The 19750-nt window shown below is 67.8% G+C and carries 22 protein-coding genes; 11 read left to right on the plus strand and 11 right to left on the minus strand.

Translation table 11 applies throughout. The features are described 5' to 3' along the window. Nucleotides 1-161: 161 nt before the first annotated feature. Complete coding sequence (locus tag ACM0M4_RS00430; RefSeq protein WP_003118561.1) at nucleotides 162-1823, minus strand: hypothetical protein; 1662 nt, start codon at nucleotides 1821-1823, stop codon at nucleotides 162-164. A 611-nt stretch (nucleotides 1824-2434) separates the two neighbouring features. Here ACM0M4_RS00430 and ACM0M4_RS00435 point away from each other — a divergent pair. From ACM0M4_RS00435 to asnB, 3 genes are all read left to right on the plus strand, one after another. Continuing rightward, nucleotides 2435-2575, plus strand: coding sequence for a PA0050 family protein (locus tag ACM0M4_RS00435; RefSeq protein WP_003083582.1), 141 nt, complete (start codon nucleotides 2435-2437; stop codon nucleotides 2573-2575). 61 nt (nucleotides 2576-2636) lie between these two features. Next, nucleotides 2637-2774: a PA0050 family protein gene (locus ACM0M4_RS00440; RefSeq protein ID WP_079392888.1), complete on the plus strand. Its 138-nt coding sequence runs from the start codon at nucleotides 2637-2639 to the stop codon at nucleotides 2772-2774. Between the two features lie 625 nt (nucleotides 2775-3399). Beyond that, a complete protein-coding gene (asnB, locus tag ACM0M4_RS00445) occupies nucleotides 3400-5232 on the plus strand; it encodes an asparagine synthase (glutamine-hydrolyzing) (protein WP_012613433.1) in 1833 nt (610 codons plus the stop codon). A gap of 52 nt (nucleotides 5233-5284) precedes the next feature. On the opposite strand, the gene ACM0M4_RS00450 is transcribed toward asnB, so the two are convergent. The 4 genes from ACM0M4_RS00450 to osaR all read right to left on the minus strand — a co-directional run bounded on the left by ACM0M4_RS00450 (nucleotide 5285) and on the right by osaR (nucleotide 8001). Continuing rightward, the gene (locus tag ACM0M4_RS00450) at nucleotides 5285-5713 is read right to left on the minus strand and encodes a cupin domain-containing protein (protein WP_003083588.1); all 429 of its coding nucleotides are present in this window, start codon (nucleotides 5711-5713) and stop codon (nucleotides 5285-5287) included. Between the two features lie 208 nt (nucleotides 5714-5921). Next, on the minus strand, nucleotides 5922-6470 hold the full coding sequence (locus ACM0M4_RS00455) for an RNA 2'-phosphotransferase (protein WP_054375690.1): 549 nt from the start codon (nucleotides 6468-6470) through the stop codon (nucleotides 5922-5924). 38 nt (nucleotides 6471-6508) lie between these two features. Then, nucleotides 6509-7015 carry a DUF1993 domain-containing protein gene (locus tag ACM0M4_RS00460; protein ID WP_003083593.1) on the minus strand — a complete coding sequence of 169 codons (507 nt, stop codon included), beginning with the start codon at nucleotides 7013-7015 and terminating at the stop codon, nucleotides 6509-6511. 65 nt (nucleotides 7016-7080) lie between these two features. Continuing rightward, nucleotides 7081-8001, minus strand: coding sequence for an oxidative stress response transcriptional regulator OsaR (osaR, locus tag ACM0M4_RS00465; protein WP_010793595.1), 921 nt, complete (start codon nucleotides 7999-8001; stop codon nucleotides 7081-7083). Nucleotides 8002-8108: 107 nt separating this feature from the next. On the opposite strand from osaR, the gene ACM0M4_RS00470 reads away from it, so the two are divergent. From ACM0M4_RS00470 to ACM0M4_RS00485, 4 genes are all read left to right on the plus strand, one after another. Continuing rightward, the gene (locus ACM0M4_RS00470) at nucleotides 8109-8996 is read left to right on the plus strand and encodes an MBL fold metallo-hydrolase (protein WP_003083599.1); all 888 of its coding nucleotides are present in this window, start codon (nucleotides 8109-8111) and stop codon (nucleotides 8994-8996) included. A gap of 62 nt (nucleotides 8997-9058) precedes the next feature. Further along, nucleotides 9059-9763 (plus strand): disulfide reductase DsbM, encoded by a 705-nt coding sequence (gene dsbM / locus ACM0M4_RS00475; RefSeq protein ID WP_003128176.1) that lies wholly within the window; start codon nucleotides 9059-9061, stop codon nucleotides 9761-9763. 83 nt (nucleotides 9764-9846) lie between these two features. Further along, the gene (locus tag ACM0M4_RS00480) at nucleotides 9847-10302 is read left to right on the plus strand and encodes an OsmC family protein (RefSeq protein WP_003118563.1); all 456 of its coding nucleotides are present in this window, start codon (nucleotides 9847-9849) and stop codon (nucleotides 10300-10302) included. Nucleotides 10303-10412: 110 nt separating this feature from the next. After that, complete coding sequence (locus ACM0M4_RS00485) at nucleotides 10413-10646, plus strand: DUF1161 domain-containing protein (RefSeq protein WP_003083610.1); 234 nt, start codon at nucleotides 10413-10415, stop codon at nucleotides 10644-10646. Nucleotides 10647-10657: 11 nt separating this feature from the next. Here the strand turns inward: ACM0M4_RS00485 and ACM0M4_RS00490 are convergent, their stop codons facing one another. Next, nucleotides 10658-11095 carry a hypothetical protein gene (locus ACM0M4_RS00490; RefSeq protein ID WP_016263990.1) on the minus strand — a complete coding sequence of 146 codons (438 nt, stop codon included), beginning with the start codon at nucleotides 11093-11095 and terminating at the stop codon, nucleotides 10658-10660. A 56-nt stretch (nucleotides 11096-11151) separates the two neighbouring features. Beyond that, nucleotides 11152-11568, minus strand: coding sequence for a hypothetical protein (locus tag ACM0M4_RS00495; protein ID WP_003083614.1), 417 nt, complete (start codon nucleotides 11566-11568; stop codon nucleotides 11152-11154). Between the two features lie 91 nt (nucleotides 11569-11659). Here ACM0M4_RS00495 and ACM0M4_RS00500 point away from each other — a divergent pair, with 91 nt between their 5' ends. After that, nucleotides 11660-12787 carry an aminopeptidase gene (locus ACM0M4_RS00500; protein WP_003118564.1) on the plus strand — a complete coding sequence of 376 codons (1128 nt, stop codon included), beginning with the start codon at nucleotides 11660-11662 and terminating at the stop codon, nucleotides 12785-12787. A gap of 7 nt (nucleotides 12788-12794) precedes the next feature. Here the strand turns inward: ACM0M4_RS00500 and ACM0M4_RS00505 are convergent, their stop codons facing one another. From ACM0M4_RS00505 to ACM0M4_RS00515, 3 genes are read right to left on the minus strand one after another with little or no spacing between them, the layout of a single operon-like run. Beyond that, nucleotides 12795-13778, minus strand: coding sequence for a hypothetical protein (locus tag ACM0M4_RS00505; RefSeq protein WP_003114660.1), 984 nt, complete (start codon nucleotides 13776-13778; stop codon nucleotides 12795-12797). 32 nt (nucleotides 13779-13810) lie between these two features. Further along, nucleotides 13811-14476 carry an HAD family hydrolase gene (locus ACM0M4_RS00510; protein ID WP_003106611.1) on the minus strand — a complete coding sequence of 222 codons (666 nt, stop codon included), beginning with the start codon at nucleotides 14474-14476 and terminating at the stop codon, nucleotides 13811-13813. Continuing rightward, nucleotides 14469-15011, minus strand: a complete 543-nt coding sequence (locus tag ACM0M4_RS00515; protein ID WP_003106612.1) for a gamma carbonic anhydrase family protein — start codon at nucleotides 15009-15011, stop codon at nucleotides 14469-14471. Before ACM0M4_RS00515 ends, ACM0M4_RS00510 begins: the two co-directional genes overlap by 8 nt. A 77-nt stretch (nucleotides 15012-15088) precedes the next feature. On the opposite strand from ACM0M4_RS00515, the gene prlC reads away from it, so the two are divergent. The 3 genes from prlC (at nucleotide 15089) to ACM0M4_RS00530 (ending at nucleotide 18553) form a co-directional block, all read left to right on the plus strand. After that, nucleotides 15089-17134 (plus strand): oligopeptidase A, encoded by a 2046-nt coding sequence (prlC, locus tag ACM0M4_RS00520; RefSeq protein WP_003106613.1) that lies wholly within the window; start codon nucleotides 15089-15091, stop codon nucleotides 17132-17134. Then, nucleotides 17131-17406, plus strand: a complete 276-nt coding sequence (locus tag ACM0M4_RS00525; protein ID WP_003083624.1) for a YheV family putative zinc ribbon protein — start codon at nucleotides 17131-17133, stop codon at nucleotides 17404-17406. Before prlC ends, ACM0M4_RS00525 begins: the two co-directional genes overlap by 4 nt. 88 nt (nucleotides 17407-17494) lie before the next feature. After that, a complete protein-coding gene (locus ACM0M4_RS00530) occupies nucleotides 17495-18553 on the plus strand; it encodes a PA0069 family radical SAM protein (protein ID WP_003083628.1) in 1059 nt (352 codons plus the stop codon). Nucleotides 18554-18782: 229 nt separating this feature from the next. Here ACM0M4_RS00530 and tagQ read toward each other — a convergent pair whose 3' ends face one another. Next, a complete protein-coding gene (gene tagQ / locus ACM0M4_RS00535) occupies nucleotides 18783-19697 on the minus strand; it encodes a type VI secretion system-associated lipoprotein TagQ (RefSeq protein ID WP_003106614.1) in 915 nt (304 codons plus the stop codon). Nucleotides 19698-19750: the final 53 nt, after the last annotated feature.

Here is a 19750-nt window from a genome sequence, read left to right on the forward strand (position 1 = left end):
TGGGAAAGCTCCGGGTCGTGAGTCCGAGGTTTCCCCGCGTGCCGTCTTTTTCGATTCAGTAGAGGCTGAAGCGACGGGCTACCGTCCCGTTGGCCTGCGTCGGCGGCAGTTTGGCTCCGCGGCGAAGCGATAGGACGCGAGGGCCTTGCGCCTGGCGAGGACTAGTCCGCTTGCGCCCCCTGCGCCAGGGCGTTGCCGACGCCCACCAGCAGCGCCCGGGTCTGCGCCACGATGGCGCTGCGGTAGGCCTCGTAGCGGGCGTCGCTGATGGCGTTGTCGTTGCGCGCGCCGCCGCCGCTCGCCGGTACGCCGGTGTAGTAGTTGTTCATCACCGGTACATGGATGTGCCCGGCGGGAATCTCCAGGCGGAACGCGTCGCGCAGCACCGTGTTGCGGTAGGCGCTCTCGTTGGACAGGTAGTCGCCGCCACCGCCGTTGCGCGCGCAGATCCGTCGGTTCGGCGGGAGCACCAGGGAGGGATCGGGCATGGCGTTCATCACCCCGTTGGTCGGCACGTTTTCGGTGCGCGGGTTGGCGCAATCGGGGAAGAAGTCGTAGTTGGTGTGCCAGGTGACGTCGAAGCCTTCCGCGGCCTGGCTGGTAGCGCCCGGCGGCCGCTCGATGCCGCGCCAGGTATCGGCGGCGAGCAACTGGCGGACCGGCAGCGAGGCCTTGGAGAACTGTGCCGGCAGGTTCTGCCGCCAGCGGCTGGCGCTGTCGTAGCCGAGCCAGCGGCGCGGCGGGTTGATATTGCAGCCGGAGCCCCGCAGGGAAATCGGCGCGGTGCCGGGATTGGTCACGCTGCCCAGGGGAAGCACGTAGTTGGGCAAAGCGCTGTCGGCGGGGCAGTAGACGATGCCGTCGTTGCCGGCGGAGGAGCCGTGGAAGCGGCCGTTCCAGGCCTCCAGCCAGAACTGGTTGGCGCCGCCCTGGCTGATGGTGATGGAGGCGTCGACCCGGCGCGGGCCGGGGCGGAACCAGGGGCCCAGGGTGTCTTCCTGCATGCCGCGGTTGAACGGGTCGTAGCTGACCGGCAACAGGTAGGCCTCGATACGCAGCAGGCTGCCGTCGGCCAGCCTGAACTCGCGGCCGTCCAGCGCAAGGGCGGTGGCGCCCGAGGGGTTGCCGTTGCGCAGGCCGGTGTTCGCCGTCCCGGGAGTGCCCAGGGTGAAGACGTCGAAGCCGCTGATGATCATCCGCCGGTAGCGCGAGCCGTCGGCGGCGTAGCGGCGCGGCAGGTCGATGTCCAGCTGTCCGCGCGAGGCGCGTTCGAAGCGCCATTGCAGCGCCTGGGCCTGGGCCTTGCCGAGGTGGAAGGATGGCGCCCACTGGCGCAGGGTGCGGGTCATGTAGAGGCGCGTCCAGTAGAGCATGCGGTCATCGCTGGCCGGCAGCGCGCCGGCGGGAATGGCGCGGCGCCCCTGGGCCCGGTCGACGGCGGCGCGCCACAGCGCGCGGCCCTCTTCGGTGACCAGCTTCAGTGCCTTGGCGTAGCTGCTGACCGGGGTGCGGCCGTCGGCGGCGCACAGGCGCTTGGCGAAGGCCGGTTCGAAGCCGTCGAAGCCGGCGCCCTTGACGATGCGCTCGGCCAGCGGCGTCTGGTCATGGGTGACGACGTTGGCGCCGCTGAACGGCAGCGGCGTGTCGAGCCGGCGCTCCTCGTAGGACAACGCTGCCTCGCGGTTCCAGGAGCAGGCGACGCTGGGCGGCTTGCGGGCGCCGGCGAGGTCGCCGTTGGCGGCCCAGCCGGCGCCGGGCAGCAGGGCTGCCGAGACGGCCAGGGCGAAGAGGGAGTATCGGCTTGCGTGAGGGGCGTAGCGCATCGGGTGGACTCCTGTTCTTGTTCGGTTCATGGGTCGATCGGTGCGGCGGGCGGAGCGCGGGCGAGCGGTGCCCGCCGGCGGCGCGGGGGCCGGGGCCGACGCAAGGTGCGTCGCGGGTTGCTGCGGTGGCGGACGGGAGGGCGGTGCTAGGGGGCGCGTGTCGCCGGTAGACGGAGGCGCGCGGAGGGAGGGTTGCGGGACGACGCGGAGGCGTCTGGGGAAGTCAGGTCCTTTGCCATGGATGCACCGATCGTTGTTCTTGCTGTTGTGGGGCGTCGGTGGGTGCACGGCCGGACTTCGCACCCGTGCGGCATTCTTGGAGGCGCCGGCGCGGGGCGTCCAACGAATTTATGTGGCCGCCGGGGATAGGAAAAGTTGATGGCGAACCGGTGCCGAAGCCCCCTGCCCCGGTACTTTCGCTGGCGCTGCGGCAATCCACCGCACTGGCGCGTTCGCTCGGGCTGGTCTTTGCTCTCCGGGGTCCGGCGGCTCGCCGGCGAGTCTTGCGGTGCGCCGCGAGCGGACGGGCGTTCGGTCCTTCTGCAGGCAAATGCCCTTGTTTTCGGAGAAGGACACGGATCGTTGATCGCTGTTTCGACCAAGGAGGTCAGATGAAAAGGAAGATGCTGGCGGCTTCGCTGCTGCTGTGGATGTTCTCGCTGACGGCGCAGGCGGACTGCGCGGTGCTCGGGCCGGGGGAAGATCCCTGCGCGGGCCCGGTGCTGGGACCGACCGTCTGCGAGTGCCCGTGATGACCGACTGTACCCTCGACCAGGGACAGGGAGCGTTCGATTACCAACCAGGAGGTTGCAAATGAAGAAAGTACTGTTGGCTGTGTTCCTGCTCTGTGGCTTCTCTCTTACCGCCCAGGCCGCGTGCCCGGTTTTCGGCCCGTCCGAGGACCCGTGCAGCGGGCCGGTGTTCGGTCCGTCGACCTGCAAATGCCCTTGAGGTAGGTCGTCTGGCGGGCCCGGTGCAGCGGGCCCGCTTCCGGATGTATCGCTCGCTCGAAGTTGCCTTCTTTAATTCTCCATTCCCCGCGCCGCCCTACTTTTCCCGCTCGTCCATCGTCGCGTCGAACGTTGCCACGAAATCAGCGTCGATGGACAACTCTTATATTCAATAGTTGTACGATCTGAGTTTGTTGTAGTCATTTGCTTAGTTGGCTATCCATATGATTGGCCTAAAGCAATTATAAGTTTAATTGGATTAGCTTTCTAAGTCTTTGGAAAGAGCCGTGAACGACCCTGTAATATCTGGTTGTAGAGCCGTGTAATGATGTTTCAGGATATTTCATTAATTTTGTAGATTATTGTTTTTCCTTTGTTTTTTTAAAAACAGCTACCAGATTTAGATAGATATTAATTAACTCGGCCACGTTTTTTCCTGTTCTATCATTGGCCTTCCTTGGGCGCAGGCCTGCCGAAACTGATTATCTTCAGGTCCTCGAAAAGTTCATACATCGACCGCCTTGGGCGAAGCATTCGTACGCCGGAAATCTGTCCGGCCGCACGGATGTTTTCAGCATGTTCTCTGGATGAGTTTCCCGATAAACATCAATTAGAGGAGTTTCCCTATGTGCGGTCTCGCGGGTTGGGTGGATTACACGCGCAAGCTCGACGACGAATTTCCGGCGATCTTCGCCATGACCGATACGCTCGCCTTGCGCGGGCCGGATGCCGAGGGCATCTGGAAGCACCGCAACGCCCTGCTGGGTCACCGGCGGCTGGCGGTCATCGACCTCAGCGGCGGCGTGCAGCCGATGTCCTATCGCTTTCCCACCGGCCAGGAGGTCACCCTCGTCTACACCGGCGAGGTGTACAACCACGATGCCCTGCGCGAGCGGTTGCGCCGGGCCGGACATGAGTTCCGCACCCGCAGCGATACCGAGGTGGTCCTGCACGCCTATCTGCAATGGGGCGAGCGTTGTTGCGAGTACCTGACCGGGATGTTCGCCTTCGCCGTCTTCGATGGCCGCGACGGCCACCTGCTGCTGGTGCGCGACCGCCTGGGCATCAAGCCGCTGTATTACGCGCGGCACCGCGAGGGACTGCTGTTCGGCTCGGAGATCAAGTCCATCCTGGCGCATCCGGAATTCGCCGCCAGGCTCGACGCGGTCGGCCTGGTCGACCTCCTGACGCTGTCCCGGGGCACTTCGCAGACGCCGTTCCGCGAGGTCCAGGAACTGCTGCCCGGCCACCTGCTGTCCTGGCGTCCCAATTCCCAGGCGAAGTTGCGCCGCTACTGGGAGGTGCGCCGCCAGGAGCATGCCGACGACCTGCAGAGCACCGTGCAGCGCACCCGCGAACTGGTCACCCGCGCCCTGGGGGCGCAATTGCACGCCGACGTTCCGGTGTGTTCGCTGCTATCGGGTGGGCTCGATTCGACCGCCCTGACCGGCATCGCCCAGCGCATCGCGAAGGCGGAGCACGGCGGCGACATCAATTCGTTCTCGGTGGACTTCGTCGGCCAGGCCGAGCAGTTCCGCAGCGACGACCTGCGTCCCGACCAGGACCAGCCGTTCGCCCTGCTGGCCGCGCAGTACATCGGCAGCCGTCATCGCACCGTGCTCATCGACAATGCCGAACTGGTCTGCGAACGAGCGCGCGAAGAGGTATTCCGGGCCAAGGACGTACCTTTCACCTTCGGCGACATGGATACCTCGCTGCACCTGATGTTCGGCGAGATCCGCCGGCATTCCACGGTGGCCATCTCCGGTGAAGGCGCCGACGAGCTGTTCGGTGGCTACGGCTGGTTCCGCGATCCGCAGGCGGTGGCTGCGGCGCGCTTCCCCTGGGCCTCCAGGGTGCGCCTGCCGGCCGGCTTCATCGACGCCGGTTTCAACCGCCGCTGCGATCTCCTCCAGTACCAGCAGGCCAGCTACGACGATGGGCTGCGCCAGGTCGAACACCTGGCCGGCGACAGCCCGGAGGAGCGGCGGATGCGCGAGTTCAGCCATCTGCATCTGAAGCGCTGGATGGTGCTGCTGCTCGAACGCAAGGATCGCCTGAGCATGTGCAACGGCCTGGAGGTGCGGGTGCCCTACACCGACCATGAGCTGGTGGAGTACGTCTACAACGTGCCCTGGTCGATCAAGAGCCGGGACGGCGAGGAGAAGTGGCTGCTCAAGCGGGCCTGCGCCGACTATGTCCCGGAAGCCGTGCTCAAGCGCCGCAAGAGCCCTTATCCGACTTCTGCCAACCTCGGCTACGAGCGTTTCCTGCGCGGGAGCGTGCGGCGCCTGCTGGAGGACGCGGCGAACCCGGTGTTCGGCATCGTTTCGCGAGAGTTCCTGGCCGCCGAACTGGAGCATCCGGAGGGGTACTTCAACACCCAGGTGAGCCGCCACAACCTGGAGACCGCACTGGCGCTGGAAGGCTGGCTCAGGTTGTACGGGCTCTCCGCCTGAGCGTGACGCGGGGCGTGGCGGGTTCGGGCTGCTGTCCGGCCCGCCGGCGTCTTCAGGCGTCGGGCATTTCGCCGCGTTCGCCGAGCCCCACCGGCATGCCTTCCACGCCGGCATGGAACAGCAGGGCTTCCACCGGTTCGGCCCCGGCTATCAGGCGATGGATGATGTTCATCAGGCAACCCGCCGCCTCGCCTTCCAGCACCCGCGTGCTCTGGGCACCGTCGCGGGTCTCCAGGCGCAGTTCGCCCTTGAGCACGTAAAGCGCGCTGGGCATCGGATGGACCTGCCAGTCCAGGCGTTCGTGGGCGGCCAGGCTCAGGCGCTGCACGGTGAGCTGCGGCTGGCCGAGGGGATAGCCGAGGTAGAGCGAGCCGTTCCAGGCGCAGCCGCTGCGCAGCAGGGTTTCGCGGTGCGGACTGGTTGCGGCCGGGAGGTCGCGGCTGGGTGGGAACACATGCACGTGGCTGGGGCGAAGGTCCATCGGGCGTCCTGCGCTTGTCGGTATCTTTCCTCAGTCAAGCCGGCTTTCACCGCCTGCTCCACTGCCGCTTCTGCTAGGCGGCAGCGGGCCATCAAGGAGGCGGTTGGTTCATCGCAGGCGGCGGCTTTCTCCTTTTAGCCTCGGCGCATCGGCGGATAACGCTGCGCGTTATGCGCCCTACGACTTCCCGATGAGAGGCGATGCCTTCTCAAGCCTCGCGGATGAACCGCACGGCTACCCGCTCGGTCAGCCAGACGCCGTTCTCCGCCTGGTGGAATAGGTGCCCGGCCAGATGCATGTCGCGCGCGTCGATTTCCAGCAGAACCGGGCTGCCGTAGCGGCGGCCGACTTCTAGGGCGGTGGCGCGGCGGGCGGAGAGATGGACGTGGTGGCGGCTGCCGGGAACCAGGCCGCGCTCGCGGATGGAGTCGAGGAAGCGGCTGGCGGTGCCGTGGTAGAGCACTGCGGGCGGGACCGCGGGGGCGTAGGCGATGGCCACCGCGGCATGCGAGTGGCCTTGCACGGCGCGGATGCGCTGGCCATCGGCGGAGAGGGCGAAGCGCTTCTTGTCGTTGTTCTCGACCACCGCGCCGAGCAGCATGCGGTCGAGGGCGCGGCCGTCCCGCGCCGCGCCGGCGATCAGGGCGTCGATGTCGGCCCAGCCTTGGCCGTCCAGCGTCAGGCCGATGGCCTCGGGCTGGTGGCGAAGGACATAGCTGAGGAACTTGCTGGTGTCGTCGAGGGTTTTCCGATCCATTCCATGGTCCTTGTGCGTGCCATCCCGGCGCGGGAACCTCAGGCGCCGCCGAGGAAGTCCATCTTGCCCAGTTCGACGCCGTTGTGGCGGAGGATGGCGTAGGCGGTGGTGACGTGGAAGAAGAAGTTGGGCAGGGCGAAGCCGAAGAGGAAGTCGCGGCCGTTGAAGCTGATCTCCTGGCCGCGCACCTTGAGGGTCACGTTGCGCTCTTCGGCGCCGTCCAGTTGTTCCTCGCGGATGCCCTCGAGGAACTCGACGGTGCGGGCGATGCGTGCCTGGAGTTCGTCGAAGGTGGTTTCCGTATCCGCGTAGCTCGGCACTTCCAGCCCGGCCAGCCGCGCGCCGGCGCCCTTGGCGGCGTCGCTGGCGATCTGCACCTGGCGCGCCAGGGGGAACATGTCCGGCGCCAGCCGGGCGTCGATGAAGATGCGCGGATCGATGTTCTTCGCTTCGGCGTGGGCGGCGGCTTTCTTCAGGATCGCCGAGAGGTTGCCGAGGGTGCGCAGGAAGGTCGGGATCGAAGCCTGGTAGATCGACAGGGACATGGACGTGCTCCAGACAGGGGATAAAGGTGCGTCGAAGGCGGCGCGTCCAGCAGTCTACCCGGCTTTCACGCCAGCGCCAGGGGGCCCGCCTCGTCCCAGTGCGGATCGGCCGCCATCCGTTCGACCAGGAAGTCCAGCAGCGCCCGCAGCGCCGGCGGCATCTGCCGGCGCGAGGCGTACACCGCGTGGATGCCGAGCACCTGCGGCGACCACTCCGGCAGCAGCGCCACCAGGCGTCCGCTACGGATCAGCGGGGCTGCCGAGTACAGCGGCTGCTGGCTGATCCCGGCACCGGCGGCGGCGGCCTCCAGCAGCACGGTGGATTCGTTGGCGCTGAGACTGCCACCCACCGGCACGCTGATCGGCTCGCCGTCGCGCTCGAACTGCCAGAGACTGCGGCCGAAGTAGGAGTAGGTCAGGCAGTTGTGCAGCGCCAGGTCCTCCGGGCGCCGCGGGGTGCCGTGGCGGCGCAGGTAGTCCGGCGCGGCGCAGATCACCGAGCGGCATTCGCCGAGGCGGCGGGCGATCAGGTTGGGGTCGAGCTGGTTGGCGATGCGCAGGGCTAGGTCGATGCGCTCCTCCACCAGGTTGACCACCTGGCTGTTGACCTGCAGGTCGATGGCGGTGCCCGGGTAGCGCTCGACGAAGGCGGCGGCGGCACGGGTCAGCCAGGCCTGGGCGAAGGACAGGCTGCTGGTGATGCGCAGAGTGCCGCGCGGGCTGTCGCGGCGGGTCTGGCCGGTGGCCTGCATGGCGTCGGCCACGGCGAGCATCTCGCGGCACTGCGGCAACAGCTCCGCGCCGGCGTCGGTCAGGCTCAGGCGGCGGGTGCTGCGGTGCAGCAGGCGTGCGCCGACCCACTCCTCCAACTCGGCGAGGTAGCGCGAGACCATCGCCCGGGACATGTCCAGACGCTCGGCGGCGGCGGTCTGGCTGCCGCTGTCGATGACTTCGACGAAGACGCGAGTGGCGGTCAGGCGGTCCATGATTCGCTCGATCCATGCAACAAAGCTGTGATTATTGCGGGGCTTTTTGCGCGCTTTCAAGCAACTAACATGGCAAGCCTCTGATCCCACTGCCTGGAGAACCGCTCATGTCGCGCCATGGATTGCTTCGTTCCCTGTTCGCCGCCGCCGCCCTGCTGGGTGCCGCCGGCGTCTTCGCCGCCAGCGCCGAACCGCTGCGGCTGGAGGTCTACAACCCCGGCGAGAAGGCGATCTTCGCCGTGTCCTCGGAACTGCTGGTGGGCCAGCGCGAGGCGATGCTGATCGACGCGCAGTTCTCCCGCGCCGACGCCGAGCAACTGGTCAAGCGTATCCAGGCCAGCGGCAAGACCCTCAGCACTATCTACATCAGCCACGGCGACCCGGACTTCTACTTCGGCCTCGACGTGCTGAAGGCCGCCTTCCCCGAGGCGAAGATCCTCGCGACGGCGCAGACCGTCGCACACATCCAGGCGACCAAGGACGCCAAGCTGGCCTACTGGGGGCCGATCCTCAAGGACAACGCGCCGACGTCGCTGGTGGTGCCGGAGCCGCTGAAGGGCGACCAGTTGAAGCTGGAAGGCCATGCCCTGAAGGTGGTCGACCTGAAGGGGCCGAGCCCGGACCGCACGGTGCTGTGGATTCCGTCGCTGAAGACGGTGGTTGGTGGCGTGCTGGTGGAATCCGGTTCGCACGTCTGGACCGCCGATACCCAGACCCAGGCCTCGCGCCAGGCCTGGGTGGCGATGCTCGACCGGATCGAGGCGCTGCAACCGCGGCGCGTGGTGCCCGGCCATTTCACCGGCGAGGAGCCGAAGGGCCTGGACGGCGTGCGCTTCACCCGTGACTACCTGAAGGCCCTGGAAGCCGAACTGCCCAAGGCCAGGGATTCCGCCGCGCTGGTCGAGGCGATGAAGCGCCGCTACCCGAACCTGCCGGGCGAGGAAGGCCTGGAGCTGAGCGCCAAGGTGCTCAAGGGCGAGATGCAGTGGCCCTGAGCCGCGCCCGCCGATAGCCGCTGATCGAGGCGTCCCCTGCGGGGCGTCTCGTGGAGACCGAGATGAACGACCTCACCCTGCATTACCTCTACGATCCGCTCTGCGGCTGGTGCTACGGCGCCTCGCCGCTGCTCGCCGCCGCCCGCGAGGTGACGGGTCTGGACGTACGCCTGCATGGCGGCGGCATGATGACCGATGCCAACCGCCAGCCGGTCGGCGCCGGTCTGCGCCACTACGTGATGCCCCATGACCTGCGGATCGCCCAACTGACCGGCCAGCCGTTCGGCAAGGACTACTTCGACGGCCTGCTGCGCGACACCAGCGCGGTATTCGACTCGGCCCCGCCGACCGCCGCCGTGCTTGCCGCCGAAGCGCTCGACGGCCTCGGCGCGGCGATGCTGGCGCGGATCCAGCGTGCCCACTACGTCGAGGGCCGGCGTATCGCCGAGCGTCCGGTGTTGCTCGAGCTGGGTGCCGAACTGGGGCTTGGCGAGGGCTTCGCCGAGGCGTTCGACGCCTGCTCCGGCGAGCCGCTGCGCGCGCACTTCGCCGACAGTCGGCGGCTGATGAACCGTCTCGGCGCCGCTGGCTTCCCGACCTTCGCCCTGGAGCGCGACGGCCGCCTGCAGGTGCTCGACACCGGGCGCTACCTCGGCCAGCCGGACGACTGGCGGGCTCTCCTCGAAACGCAGCTGCGCCTTGCCGGCGGCAGCGATGCCGTGGGCGGGGCCGCGGCGCCGCTCTGCCGCATCGACGGTTGCGCCTGAATCCCGCCGCCGCGCAGGCGGACTGAACTTGTCCGGCTGCGTCGTCCTCCCATGTAGACATGCCCGCTCGCCGACGCGAGCGGATGTCCATCCACAGCTCCGGAGGAGTCGACATGAAGAAGACGGCATCGGCGGTCTGGCAAGGCGGCCTGAAAGACGGCAAGGGCACCCTTTCCACCGAAAGCGGCGCGCTCAAGGACAACCCCTATGGCTTCAATACCCGCTTCGAGGGCGCACCGGGAACCAACCCGGAAGAGCTGATCGGCGCGGCCCACGCCGGCTGCTTCAGCATGGCCCTGTCGATGATGCTCGGTGAGGCCGGCCTGACCGCCGAACGTATCGAGACCCGCGCCGAGGTCACCCTCGACAAGCAGTCCGACGGTTTCGCCATCACTGCCGTGCACCTGGTGCTCAGGGCGCGCGTGCCGGGGGCGGACGCGCAGACCTTCGAGCAGATCGCCAACAAGGCCAAGGCCGGTTGCCCGGTATCCAAGGTGCTCAACGCGAAGATCAGCCTGGACGCCAGCCTCGACGGCTGAGCGGAACGCTTCCCCAGCCCGGCGAACTGGCCCTGGCCTGCCGCAGTCGAATGCGGCAGGATGCGCTGCGCAGCACTCGGCTGCCAGGCATCGACGAGGAGTGACGGGTCATGAAAACCATCGGGCTGGGGATTGCCGCCTTGCTGTTCAGCGCCACGGCGCTGGCCGCGCCGAAGCCGTGCGAGGAACTCAAGGCGGAGATCGAGACCAAGATCCAGTCGGCCGGGGTGACCTCCTACACCCTGGAGATCGTGCGCAACGACGAAGTCAGCGACCCGAACATGGTGGTCGGCAGTTGCGAGAACGGCACCAAGAAGATCATCTACCAGAAGAACGACGACTGAGCCGCTGCGTTTCAGTACGGCGGGCAGCGGCTGGTCTGGAAGTTCGAACGGGCGACCACCTCGCCACGCTCGTCGCTCAGTAGCGCCAGCGCCCTGCGCAATTGCGGGCGCACCTCCAGGCGATAGCGCCGGCCCGCCTCGAAGCTGTCATAGACCACCTGCTGGTAGCAGTTGATCTGCACCGGCTCGCCGAAGCCGCCGCCCCCGCCGCCGGAACCGCCATAGAGTTCGTACTGGAAGCGCACCTCCAGCACATGGCGTCCCGGAGTGACCTGGAAGTAGCGCCCGTCGCTCAACCGCTCGCCGTCCAGGCGCTCGGCCAGCAGGGTGTTGGCCGGCGCGCTGCGCAGCTCGACCCAGGCCATCTGCGGGTCCGGCTGCGGCAGCGGTCCGGCGCAGCCGGCGAGGAGCAGCAGCGCGAGCGGGACGAGACGGGTGAGTGGACGCATGGGGCGGGCTCCGGAGGGCGTTCAGCTCCTAGCATAGCGCCCTCGCCTTGCGCCGTTCAGACCTTCGCGCAGCGCCCCTCGCGGCCGCGCGCCAGTTCCCTATTGTCCTGGTCGTAGAGCTTCGCCCAGGGACGGAAGCCGATGTGCCCGGCCTCCAGGCGGTAGCGCTGGCCGGCGCTGAAGTCCTTGAACTTGAGGTTGAGCTGGCAATCGCGCCAGAGCGGGCTGTCCACGGGGCCGATGTTGGTCGGGTCGACGGTGAACTGGTAGCGCACCGTGAGTTCGCGGGTGCCGGGATCGACCTCGAAGTAGCGCGTGCGGTCCCAGCTCTTGTCGTCGACTTCCACGGCGGCGAGATCGGCGTCGGGCTGGGTATCGAGGTCGACCCAGGCGCGGTTCGGGTCGGGGGTGGGCATCAGCAGTGAGCAGCCGCTCAGGACGAGCAGGCCACCGGCAAGCAGCAGCGTACGCATAGAAGACTCCGAAGCTCCTTTAACCCGGCCGCCATCCGTCGCGCCTTGGAAAAACGCCTTGCGTTCCTCCGCCTCGCCGGATCGCGGACCGGTGCTGGTAGGGCGGCGGGCGGTCCGCGTGCTGTGCTATGTTCCGCCCATGCCACGCCGCCTTCGCCATCCGCTTGCTGACCTTCGACTGCCCCGTTGGGTTCCCTGCCTGGCGCTGTTGGCGCTGAGCGGTTGCTCGACCGTCTCCTACTACGGGCAACTGGCCAGCGGCCAGTTCGCCCTGCTGCGCGCCCGCGAGCCGGCCGCCGCGGTGATCGCCGACCCGCAGCGCGACGCGCGCTTGCGCGAACGCCTGGCGAAGGCGGAAAAGGCCCGGCAATTCGCCAGCGAACGCCTCGGCCTGCCGGACAACCGCAGCTATCGCCTGTACGCCGATATCGGCCGGCCCTACGTGGTATGGAACGTGTTCGCCACCCCGGAGCTGTCGCTGCAGCCGGTCACCCATTGCTTCCCCATCGCCGGCTGCGTGGCCTACCGCGGCTACTACAGCGAGGCCGCCGCGCGCGCCGAGGCGGCGCGCCAGCGGGCGCTCGGCGACGACGTCTACGTCGGCGGGGTGCAGGCCTACTCGACCCTCGGCTGGTTCGACGATCCGATCCTCAGCAGCATGCTGCGCTGGGACGACGAACGGCTGGCGACCTTGATCTTCCACGAACTGGCGCACCAGAAGTTCTACCTGCGCGACGACACCGCCTTCAACGAATCCTTCGCCACCTTCGTCGAACAGGAAGGTACCCGCCAGTGGCGCGAGTATCGTGGACTGCCGCCGGCGGACGGCCGCGAGGAGAAGCGCCGCGAGCAGTTCACCGCGCTGGTCCTGGCCAGTCGTGCGCGCCTCGAAGCACTTTATGCCGGGCCGTTGGACGATGCCGCCAAGCGTGCCGGCAAGGCTGCCGAATTCCAGCGCCTGCGCCGCGAGTACGCGGCGCTGAGCCAGCGCGAATGGGGTGGCGAGTCGCCGTTCAAGGCCTGGATCGACGCGCCGTTCAACAATGCCAAGCTGCTTCCCTTCGGCCTCTACGACCAATGGGTGGCGGCGTTCGCCGTGCTGTTCCGCCAGGTCGGCGGCAACTGGCCGGCGTTCTATGCGCGGGTCCGTGCCCTTGGCCAGCTCCCCCTGGCGGAGCGCCAGGCGGCGTTGCAGCGGCTGGCCGCCGCAGCGCCCTGACGCCTGCTCAGGCGGCGAGCTGGTCGGCGTAGCACCAGCGCGTGGCCAGCCGGCCGATCGGCCAGAGCAGCGCCAACAGGCCGACGCCGAGCAGCGCCACCAGCAGCGTATAGCCGATGCCAGCGGGCGCCAGGCCGAGGATCATCAGCAGCGCCAGCCCCCCGCCGACCGCCAGCAGCGCGACGCTCCAGAGCAGCATGGCGACCACCGCGAGCAGCAGCGCGCGGCCGGCGGCGAAGCGTTGCAGGCGCGCCGGCAGGCGCGTGCAGACGGCGCCGAAGAGCAGCGCCGCGGGCAGCGCCACGCCGCTCAGGTACAGGCCGTATAGCCAAGGCTCGTCGTAGCGCAGCAGGGCGTAGGGAAGGAACTGCATCAGCTTGAAACACAGCGTGGCGAAACACAGCGCGGCGCCCAGGGCGACCTGCCAGGCAGCGACGCGGGCTTCTTCCCCTTCGGCCAGGCGCGGCGAGTTCACCCGGCTGCCGAGCAGCACCAGCCCCAACGGCAGCAGGCTGCCCAGGAGCAGGTAGACCCAGCTCATCGCTTCGTTGAACGCCATCAGCCAGACGCCGTAGCTGGATTGCGCCGTCACCCACTGGTAGAACGGCAGCGTCAGCGGTGCCAGGCCGATCCCGGCGAGCATGCCGCAGACCAGGTTGAGCAGACCGTAGCCGATCAGCAGCAGCGCCAGCGGGCGGAACTCGACGAGCTGCCGCTTCTCGCGGTAGGCATGCAGCACCAGCAGGTTGGCCGCCGCGTAGAACACCAGGCCGGTGAACCAGTGCGGCGCCATCAGTTGCAGGTGCTCGGAGAAACGCTGGCGGATCTCGCCGATGTCGTTGTACCACTGGATGCCCAGGCTCACGGCGAAGGACAGGCAGGTGACCAGCGCCAGCACCGCGATGAACGCATAGGGCTGGGTGGTGGCGGGCACCTCTCTGGCCGGCGGCTGCACCGGGGCGGTGGGGGTGGCGAAGGGATTGTCGGTCATGTCAGGCGTCCTTGTCTGAAACGGAGCATGGGTCAGTGGGATTCCAATACCTGCCGCAGGGCGGCGAGGTCGGCGCAGTAATGGGTCGGCTGGTGCGCGCGCAGTTCGTCTTCGCTGCCGAAGCCGTAGCCGACGCCGATGCAGGCGACACCGTTGCGGCTGGCGCCGAGCAGGTCGTGCATGCGGTCGCCGATCATCAGGCAATGCTCCGCTGCCAGGCCTTCGCTGTCGAGCAGATGGCGGATCAGTTCGTCCTTGTGCGTGCGCGTGCCGTCCAGCTCGCTGCCGTAGATCGCCTTGAAGTGACGGTCGAAGGCGAAGTGGCGGGCGATCTCGCGGGCGAACACGCCGGGCTTGCTGGTCGCGACGTAGAGCGTGTGGCCGCGTCCGACCAGGGCTTCGAGCAGCTCGGGAATGCCGTCGAACACGCGGTTCTCGTAGAGACCGGTGACCCTGAAGCGCTCGCGGTAGTGGTTCACCGCCTCCCAGGCGCGCGCTTCGTCGAAGCCGTAGGTCTGCATGAAGCACTGCAACAGCGGGGGGCCGATGAAGTGTTCCAGGCGCGCCAGGTCCGGCTCGTCGATGCCCAGGCGGGCGAGGGCGAACTGCACCGAGCGGGTGATGCCCTCGCGTGGGTCGGTGAGGGTGCCGTCGAGATCGAAGAGGATGTTCGGGTAGCGCAGCGTGGCGTCACGCATGGTAGTCCTCGGCGATGTGCAGGTCCTTGAGCTTCACGTAGTTGCCGGCGGTGTAGGTGAAGAAGCCGCGCTCCTTGTCGCTCAGCGGACGGGCCTTCTTCGCCGGGCTGCCGACGTAGAGGAAGCCGCTCTCCAGCACCTTGCCCGGCGGCACCAGGCTGCCGGCGCCGAGGATCACTTGGTCCTCGATCACCGCGCCGTCCATGACGATCGAGCCCATCCCCACCAGCACCCGGTTGCCGATGCTGCAACCGTGCAGCAGGACCTTGTGCCCGACGGTCACTTCGTCGCCGATGCTCAGCGGAAAACCGTCCGGGTTGAAGGGGCCGGCGTGGGTGATGTGCAGCACGCTGCCGTCCTGGATGCTGCTGCGCTGGCCGATGCGGATGCGGTGCATGTCGCCGCGGATCACCACCAGCGGCCAGACCGAGCTGTCGGCGCCGATCTCGATGTCGCCGACGAGCACGGCCGAGGGATCGACGAAGACCCGCTCGCCGAGCAGTGGCGTTTTGCCCTGGTAGGAACGAATGGTCACGATAGTTTTCCTCAGGCTGCGGATGCCGCCGATTGTATTTAAGATGGTCGGGTATTTCCTTAGCCAAGGTTGCCAACGTGAGCGCGAATCCCCTTCTGCAGGCCTACGACCTGCCGCCTTTCTCCTCCATTCGCCCGGAACACGTGAAGCCGGCCATCGAGCGGATCCTCGCCGATAACCGCGCCGCCATCGCCCGCCTGCTGGAAACCCAGCGCGAGCAGCCGACCTGGAAGGGCCTGGTGCTGGCGATGGACGAACTCAACGACCGTCTGGGCGCCGCCTGGAGTCCGGTCAGCCACCTCAACGCGGTGTGCAACAGCGCCGAGCTGCGCGAGGCCTATGAGGCCTGTCTGCCGGAGCTGTCGGCCTACTCCACCGAGCTGGGGCAGAACCGCGCCCTGTTCGAGGCCTACGAGGCGCTGGCGAAGAGCCCCGAGGCGGCCGGCTTCGACGTGGCCCAGAAAACCATCCTCGAACACGCCCTGCGCGACTTCCGCCTGTCCGGCATCGACTTGCCGGCGGACAAGCAGAAGCGCTATGCCGAGGTGCAGTCGCGCCTGTCCGAGCTGGGTAGCCGTTTCTCCAACCAGCTGCTCGACGCCACCCAGGCCTGGACCAAGCATGTCACCGACGAAGCCGCGCTGGCCGGCCTGACCGATTCGGCCAAGGCCCAGATGAAGCAGGCCGCCGAGGCCAAGGGTCTGGACGGCTGGCTGATCAGCCTGGAGTTCCCCAGCTACTACGCAGTGATGACCTATGCCGATGACCGCGCCCTGCGCGAAGAGGTATACGCCGCCTACTGCACCCGCGCCTCCGACCAGGGCCCGAACGCCGGGCAGAACGACAACGGTCCGGTGATGGAAGAGATCCTCGACCTGCGCCAGGAGCTGGCCGGCCTGCTCGGCTTCGCCAACTACGCCGAGCTGTCGCTGGCGACCAAGATGGCCGAGTCCAGCGACCAGGTGCTCAGCTTCCTCCGCGACCTGGCGGTGCGCAGCAAGCCGTTCGCCGCCCGCGACCTGGAGCAGCTGCGCGCCTACGCTGCCGAGCAGGGCTGCACCGAATTGCAGAGCTGGGACGCCGGCTACTACGCCGAGAAACTCCGCGAGGCGCGCTACAGCGTGTCCCAGGAGGCGCTGCGTGCCTACTTCCCGGTGGACAAGGTGCTTTCCGGCCTGTTCGCCATCGTCGGGCGCCTCTACGGCATCCAGATCCGCGAACTGCACGATTTCGAACGCTGGCACGCCGACGTACGCCTGTTCGAGATCCTCGAGAACGGCGAACACGTCGGCCGCTTCTACTTCGACCTCTATGCCCGCGCCAACAAGCGCGGCGGTGCCTGGATGGACGGCGCCCGCGACCGCCGGCGCGACGCCCAGGGCCGGCTGATCGACCCGGTGGCCTACCTGGTGTGCAACTTCACCCCGGCGGTGAACGGCAAGCCGGCGCTGCTGACCCACGACGAGGTCACTACCCTGTTCCACGAGTTCGGCCATGGCCTGCACCACCTGCTGACCCGCGTCGAGCATGCCGCCGCCTCCGGGATCAACGGGGTGGCCTGGGACGCCGTCGAGCTGCCCAGCCAGTTCATGGAGAACTGGTGCTGGGAACCGGAAGGCCTGGCGCTGATCTCCGCCCACTACGAGACCGGCGAGGCGCTGCCGCAGGACCTGCTGGAGAAGATGCTGGCGGCGAAGAACTTCCAGTCCGGGATGATGATGGTCCGCCAGCTGGAGTTCTCCCTCTTCGACTTCGAGCTGCACGCCACCCACGGCGACGGCCGTAGCGTGCTGCAGGTGCTCGAGGGCATCCGCGACGAAGTGGCGGTGATGCGTCCGCCGGCGTACAACCGCTTCGCCAACAGCTTCGCGCACATCTTCGCCGGCGGCTACGCGGCCGGTTACTACAGCTACAAGTGGGCCGAGGTGCTGTCCGCCGATGCCTTCTCGCGTTTCGAGGAAGAAGGCGTGTTCAACCCCGATACCGGGCGCGCCTTCCGCGAGGCGATCCTGGCCCGCGGCGGCTCCCGCGAGCCGATGCTGTTGTTCGTCGATTTCCGCGGTCGCGAGCCGTCCATCGACGCCCTGCTGCGTCACTCCGGGCTGGTCGGGGAGGCCGCATGAGCCCGGCGATCACCAGGAAGCGCTTCATCGCCGGGGCGGTCTGCCCGGCGTGCAGCGAACAGGACAAGATCCAGATGTGGGAAGAGGACGGCGTGCCGCACCGCGAATGCGTGGCCTGCGGCTACGCCGACACGCTCAACGCCCAGGGCCAGTCGATCCCGAAGGAGCTGGGTACGCGGGTCAACCAGAACGCGCCGAAGCCGGCCAACCCGAAGGTGCAGTCGGTGCAGTTCTTCCCCAATCCCAAGCTGAAGAAGAAGCCCGACGCCTGACCGCTCGCCGCCGACCGGCGGCGATGGCTGTGGGCCGGGGCCCGGTGCGATACTGTATCCATATACAGTATTTCGCCGGGTTCCCCTCATGAGCGCTCCCCTGCCCCCGCGCGGTCGCGGTACCGCTAGCAACCCCCTCAACCGCTTCGCCCCGACCCACAGCGAGGCCTTCGACGATGGCTGGGAGCAGGACGTGCCGCCGATCCAGCTCACCGAGGTGCGCGAGGAGATCGCCCGCACGGTGATCTCCCGCAACCAGTCGCCGGACCTCCCTTTCGATCGTTCGATCAATCCCTACCGTGGTTGCGAGCATGGCTGCATCTACTGCTATGCGCGGCCCAGCCATGCCTATTGGGACCTCTCGCCGGGGATCGATTTCGAGACCCGGCTGATCGCCAAGAGCAACGTCGCCAGCGCGCTGGAGCAGGAACTGAGCAAGCCCGGCTATCGCTGCGCGCCGATCAACCTGGGCGCCAATACCGACCCCTACCAGCCGCTGGAGCGCGAACGCCGCCTGACCCGCCAGGTGCTGGAGGTGCTGCTGCGCTTCCGTCACCCGCTGACCATCGTCACCAAGGGCTCGCTGATCCTTCGCGACCTCGACCTGCTGCGCGAACTGGCGGAGCAGAACCTGGTGGCGGTGATGATCAGCCTGACCACCCTCGACGACGAGCTGAAGCGCATTCTCGAACCGCGCGCGGCGGCGCCCTCGGCGCGACTGCGGGCGATCCGCACGCTCAGCGGCAACGGCATCCCGGTGGGCGTGCTCTGCTCGCCGATGATCCCGATGGTCAACGACATGGAGCTGGAGCGCCTGCTCCAGGCGGCGCGGGACGCCGGCGCGCGCAGCGCCGCGTACATGCTCCTGCGCCTGCCGCGCGAAGTCGGCCCGCTGTTCGAGGAATGGCTGGCGGCGCACTACCCGCAACGCGCCGAGCATGTGATGAGCCTGGTCCGCCAATGCCGTGGCGGCGAGGTCTACGACAGCCGCTTCGGCCACCGCTTTCGTGGCCAGGGACCGTTCGCCGACCTGCTGGCGCAGCGTTTCGCGGTGGCGATGAAGCGCCTCGGGCTGGACCGCCGCGAGGGCTTCGGGCTGGATTGCAGCCGGTTCGCCGTGCCGGGGGCGCAGATGGCGTTGTTCTAGCGTTTTCCCCGCGGTGCAGCATTTCGTATAGGGCGGAGTAGCGGCGGAGCGTGCCGGTGGCGATATCCGCCCTGCGAGAAGAACCGCTGCCGCCGGGAAGCCGGAAACGTCGGAAGCAGCCGTCCCGGCGAACGCTCGACCTTCAGGCCGGTCGGGTCAGCGCGCCAGCCCCCTCAACGAAACGGCGACCCGAAGGTCGCCGTCGCGTTCGTGCCGGTAACGAGGCCGATCAGGCCTTGGCGCAGCTCGGCGGCGCCCAGTCGCCCATGTCCGGGCTGTTGCAGACTTCCCGGATCATGCCCTGGCCCTGGGAGGCCACCTTGTTGCCTTCGCTTTGCGCGTCCTGGGCCTTGCGGATGGTCTGCTCGGTGGCGACCGCTTCCTTCGGCACCTTGGGATTGCTGCCGGTCTTGGGCTTGCTGCCGCCTTTCGTAGTGCTGGCGCGGTTCTCGGCCTCGGCGACCTTGGTCACCTCGGCGCGCGGTACGCCGACCTGCTGCAGGTCTTTCTCGTAGGCCTGGGTGTAGTTGCTGATGTTCTCGCCGGCACGGCCGTTGGCGGCGACCAGCAAGGCGTTGGTCTCCTGCAGGCCGCTGACGATCTCGGCCAGGCGCTTGCGCCCTTCGGCTTCGTTGATCGACTTGTTCTTGCGACCGTCGAGCAGAGCCTTGAACTGGCTCTGGTAGCAGCTTTGCGCCGACTTGGCGTAGGCCACGCTACGGTTGATCTCGACGGTGCTGCGGTCGACGTCGGTACCGTAGGAGCCGATGCGCGCGCGGTCATCGCTGATCTGCTTCTGCTTCTCCATGTAGTAGCCCGCCGCGCCGCCGGCCAGGGCGCCGCCTGCGGCAGCGAGGGCGGCATTGCGGCCGCGGTTCTCGTCGCTGGCCAGGCCGCCGGCCAGGCCGCCCAGGAGGCCGCCGGTAATGGCGCCGGTGATGGCCGAATTGCGCACTGCGTTATCGGTGCTGCGCAGGTGCGACACCGGCTCGTAGCAGGACGGGTAGTATTCCGCGCGGGTGGTCTGGGCGACCGAGCCGACGCCGCTGCTGGCGCAGCCGCTGAGCAGCACGCCGCTGGCGGTCAACAGGCAGAGCGCGTAGCGCGCCGAGGTGATCAAACGGTTTTCGCTGGGTTGGCTCATTGCATCTCACTCCTGGTTTGATGAACCGCCCGGCTGCCGAGAGGGGCCGGACG

Source organism: Pseudomonas sp. 18-147, from assembly GCF_051048045.1.
GTDB classification, from domain to species: domain Bacteria; phylum Pseudomonadota; class Gammaproteobacteria; order Pseudomonadales; family Pseudomonadaceae; genus Pseudomonas; species Pseudomonas aeruginosa.

Excerpts from the sequence above, each read along its gene's own strand:
- ACM0M4_RS00430 (WP_003118561.1), bottom strand. The coding sequence starts at position 1,823 with ATGCGCTACGCCCCTCACGCAAGCCGATACTCCCTCTTCGCCCTGGCC.
- ACM0M4_RS00435 (WP_003083582.1), top strand. The coding sequence starts at position 2,435 with ATGAAAAGGAAGATGCTGGCGGCTTCGCTGCTGCTGTGGATGTTCTCG.
- ACM0M4_RS00440 (WP_079392888.1), top strand. The coding sequence starts at position 2,637 with ATGAAGAAAGTACTGTTGGCTGTGTTCCTGCTCTGTGGCTTCTCTCTT.
- asnB (WP_012613433.1), top strand. The coding sequence starts at position 3,400 with ATGTGCGGTCTCGCGGGTTGGGTGGATTACACGCGCAAGCTCGACGAC.
- ACM0M4_RS00450 (WP_003083588.1), bottom strand. The coding sequence starts at position 5,713 with ATGGACCTTCGCCCCAGCCACGTGCATGTGTTCCCACCCAGCCGCGAC.
- ACM0M4_RS00455 (WP_054375690.1), bottom strand. The coding sequence starts at position 6,470 with ATGGATCGGAAAACCCTCGACGACACCAGCAAGTTCCTCAGCTATGTC.
- ACM0M4_RS00460 (WP_003083593.1), bottom strand. The coding sequence starts at position 7,015 with ATGTCCCTGTCGATCTACCAGGCTTCGATCCCGACCTTCCTGCGCACC.
- osaR (WP_010793595.1), bottom strand. The coding sequence starts at position 8,001 with ATGGACCGCCTGACCGCCACTCGCGTCTTCGTCGAAGTCATCGACAGC.
- ACM0M4_RS00470 (WP_003083599.1), top strand. The coding sequence starts at position 8,109 with ATGTCGCGCCATGGATTGCTTCGTTCCCTGTTCGCCGCCGCCGCCCTG.
- dsbM (WP_003128176.1), top strand. The coding sequence starts at position 9,059 with ATGAACGACCTCACCCTGCATTACCTCTACGATCCGCTCTGCGGCTGG.
- ACM0M4_RS00480 (WP_003118563.1), top strand. The coding sequence starts at position 9,847 with ATGTCCATCCACAGCTCCGGAGGAGTCGACATGAAGAAGACGGCATCG.
- ACM0M4_RS00485 (WP_003083610.1), top strand. The coding sequence starts at position 10,413 with ATGAAAACCATCGGGCTGGGGATTGCCGCCTTGCTGTTCAGCGCCACG.
- ACM0M4_RS00490 (WP_016263990.1), bottom strand. The coding sequence starts at position 11,095 with ATGCGTCCACTCACCCGTCTCGTCCCGCTCGCGCTGCTGCTCCTCGCC.
- ACM0M4_RS00495 (WP_003083614.1), bottom strand. The coding sequence starts at position 11,568 with ATGCGTACGCTGCTGCTTGCCGGTGGCCTGCTCGTCCTGAGCGGCTGC.
- ACM0M4_RS00505 (WP_003114660.1), bottom strand. The coding sequence starts at position 13,778 with ATGACCGACAATCCCTTCGCCACCCCCACCGCCCCGGTGCAGCCGCCG.
- ACM0M4_RS00510 (WP_003106611.1), bottom strand. The coding sequence starts at position 14,476 with ATGCGTGACGCCACGCTGCGCTACCCGAACATCCTCTTCGATCTCGAC.
- ACM0M4_RS00525 (WP_003083624.1), top strand. The coding sequence starts at position 17,131 with ATGAGCCCGGCGATCACCAGGAAGCGCTTCATCGCCGGGGCGGTCTGC.
- ACM0M4_RS00530 (WP_003083628.1), top strand. The coding sequence starts at position 17,495 with ATGAGCGCTCCCCTGCCCCCGCGCGGTCGCGGTACCGCTAGCAACCCC.
- tagQ (WP_003106614.1), bottom strand. The coding sequence starts at position 19,697 with ATGAGCCAACCCAGCGAAAACCGTTTGATCACCTCGGCGCGCTACGCG.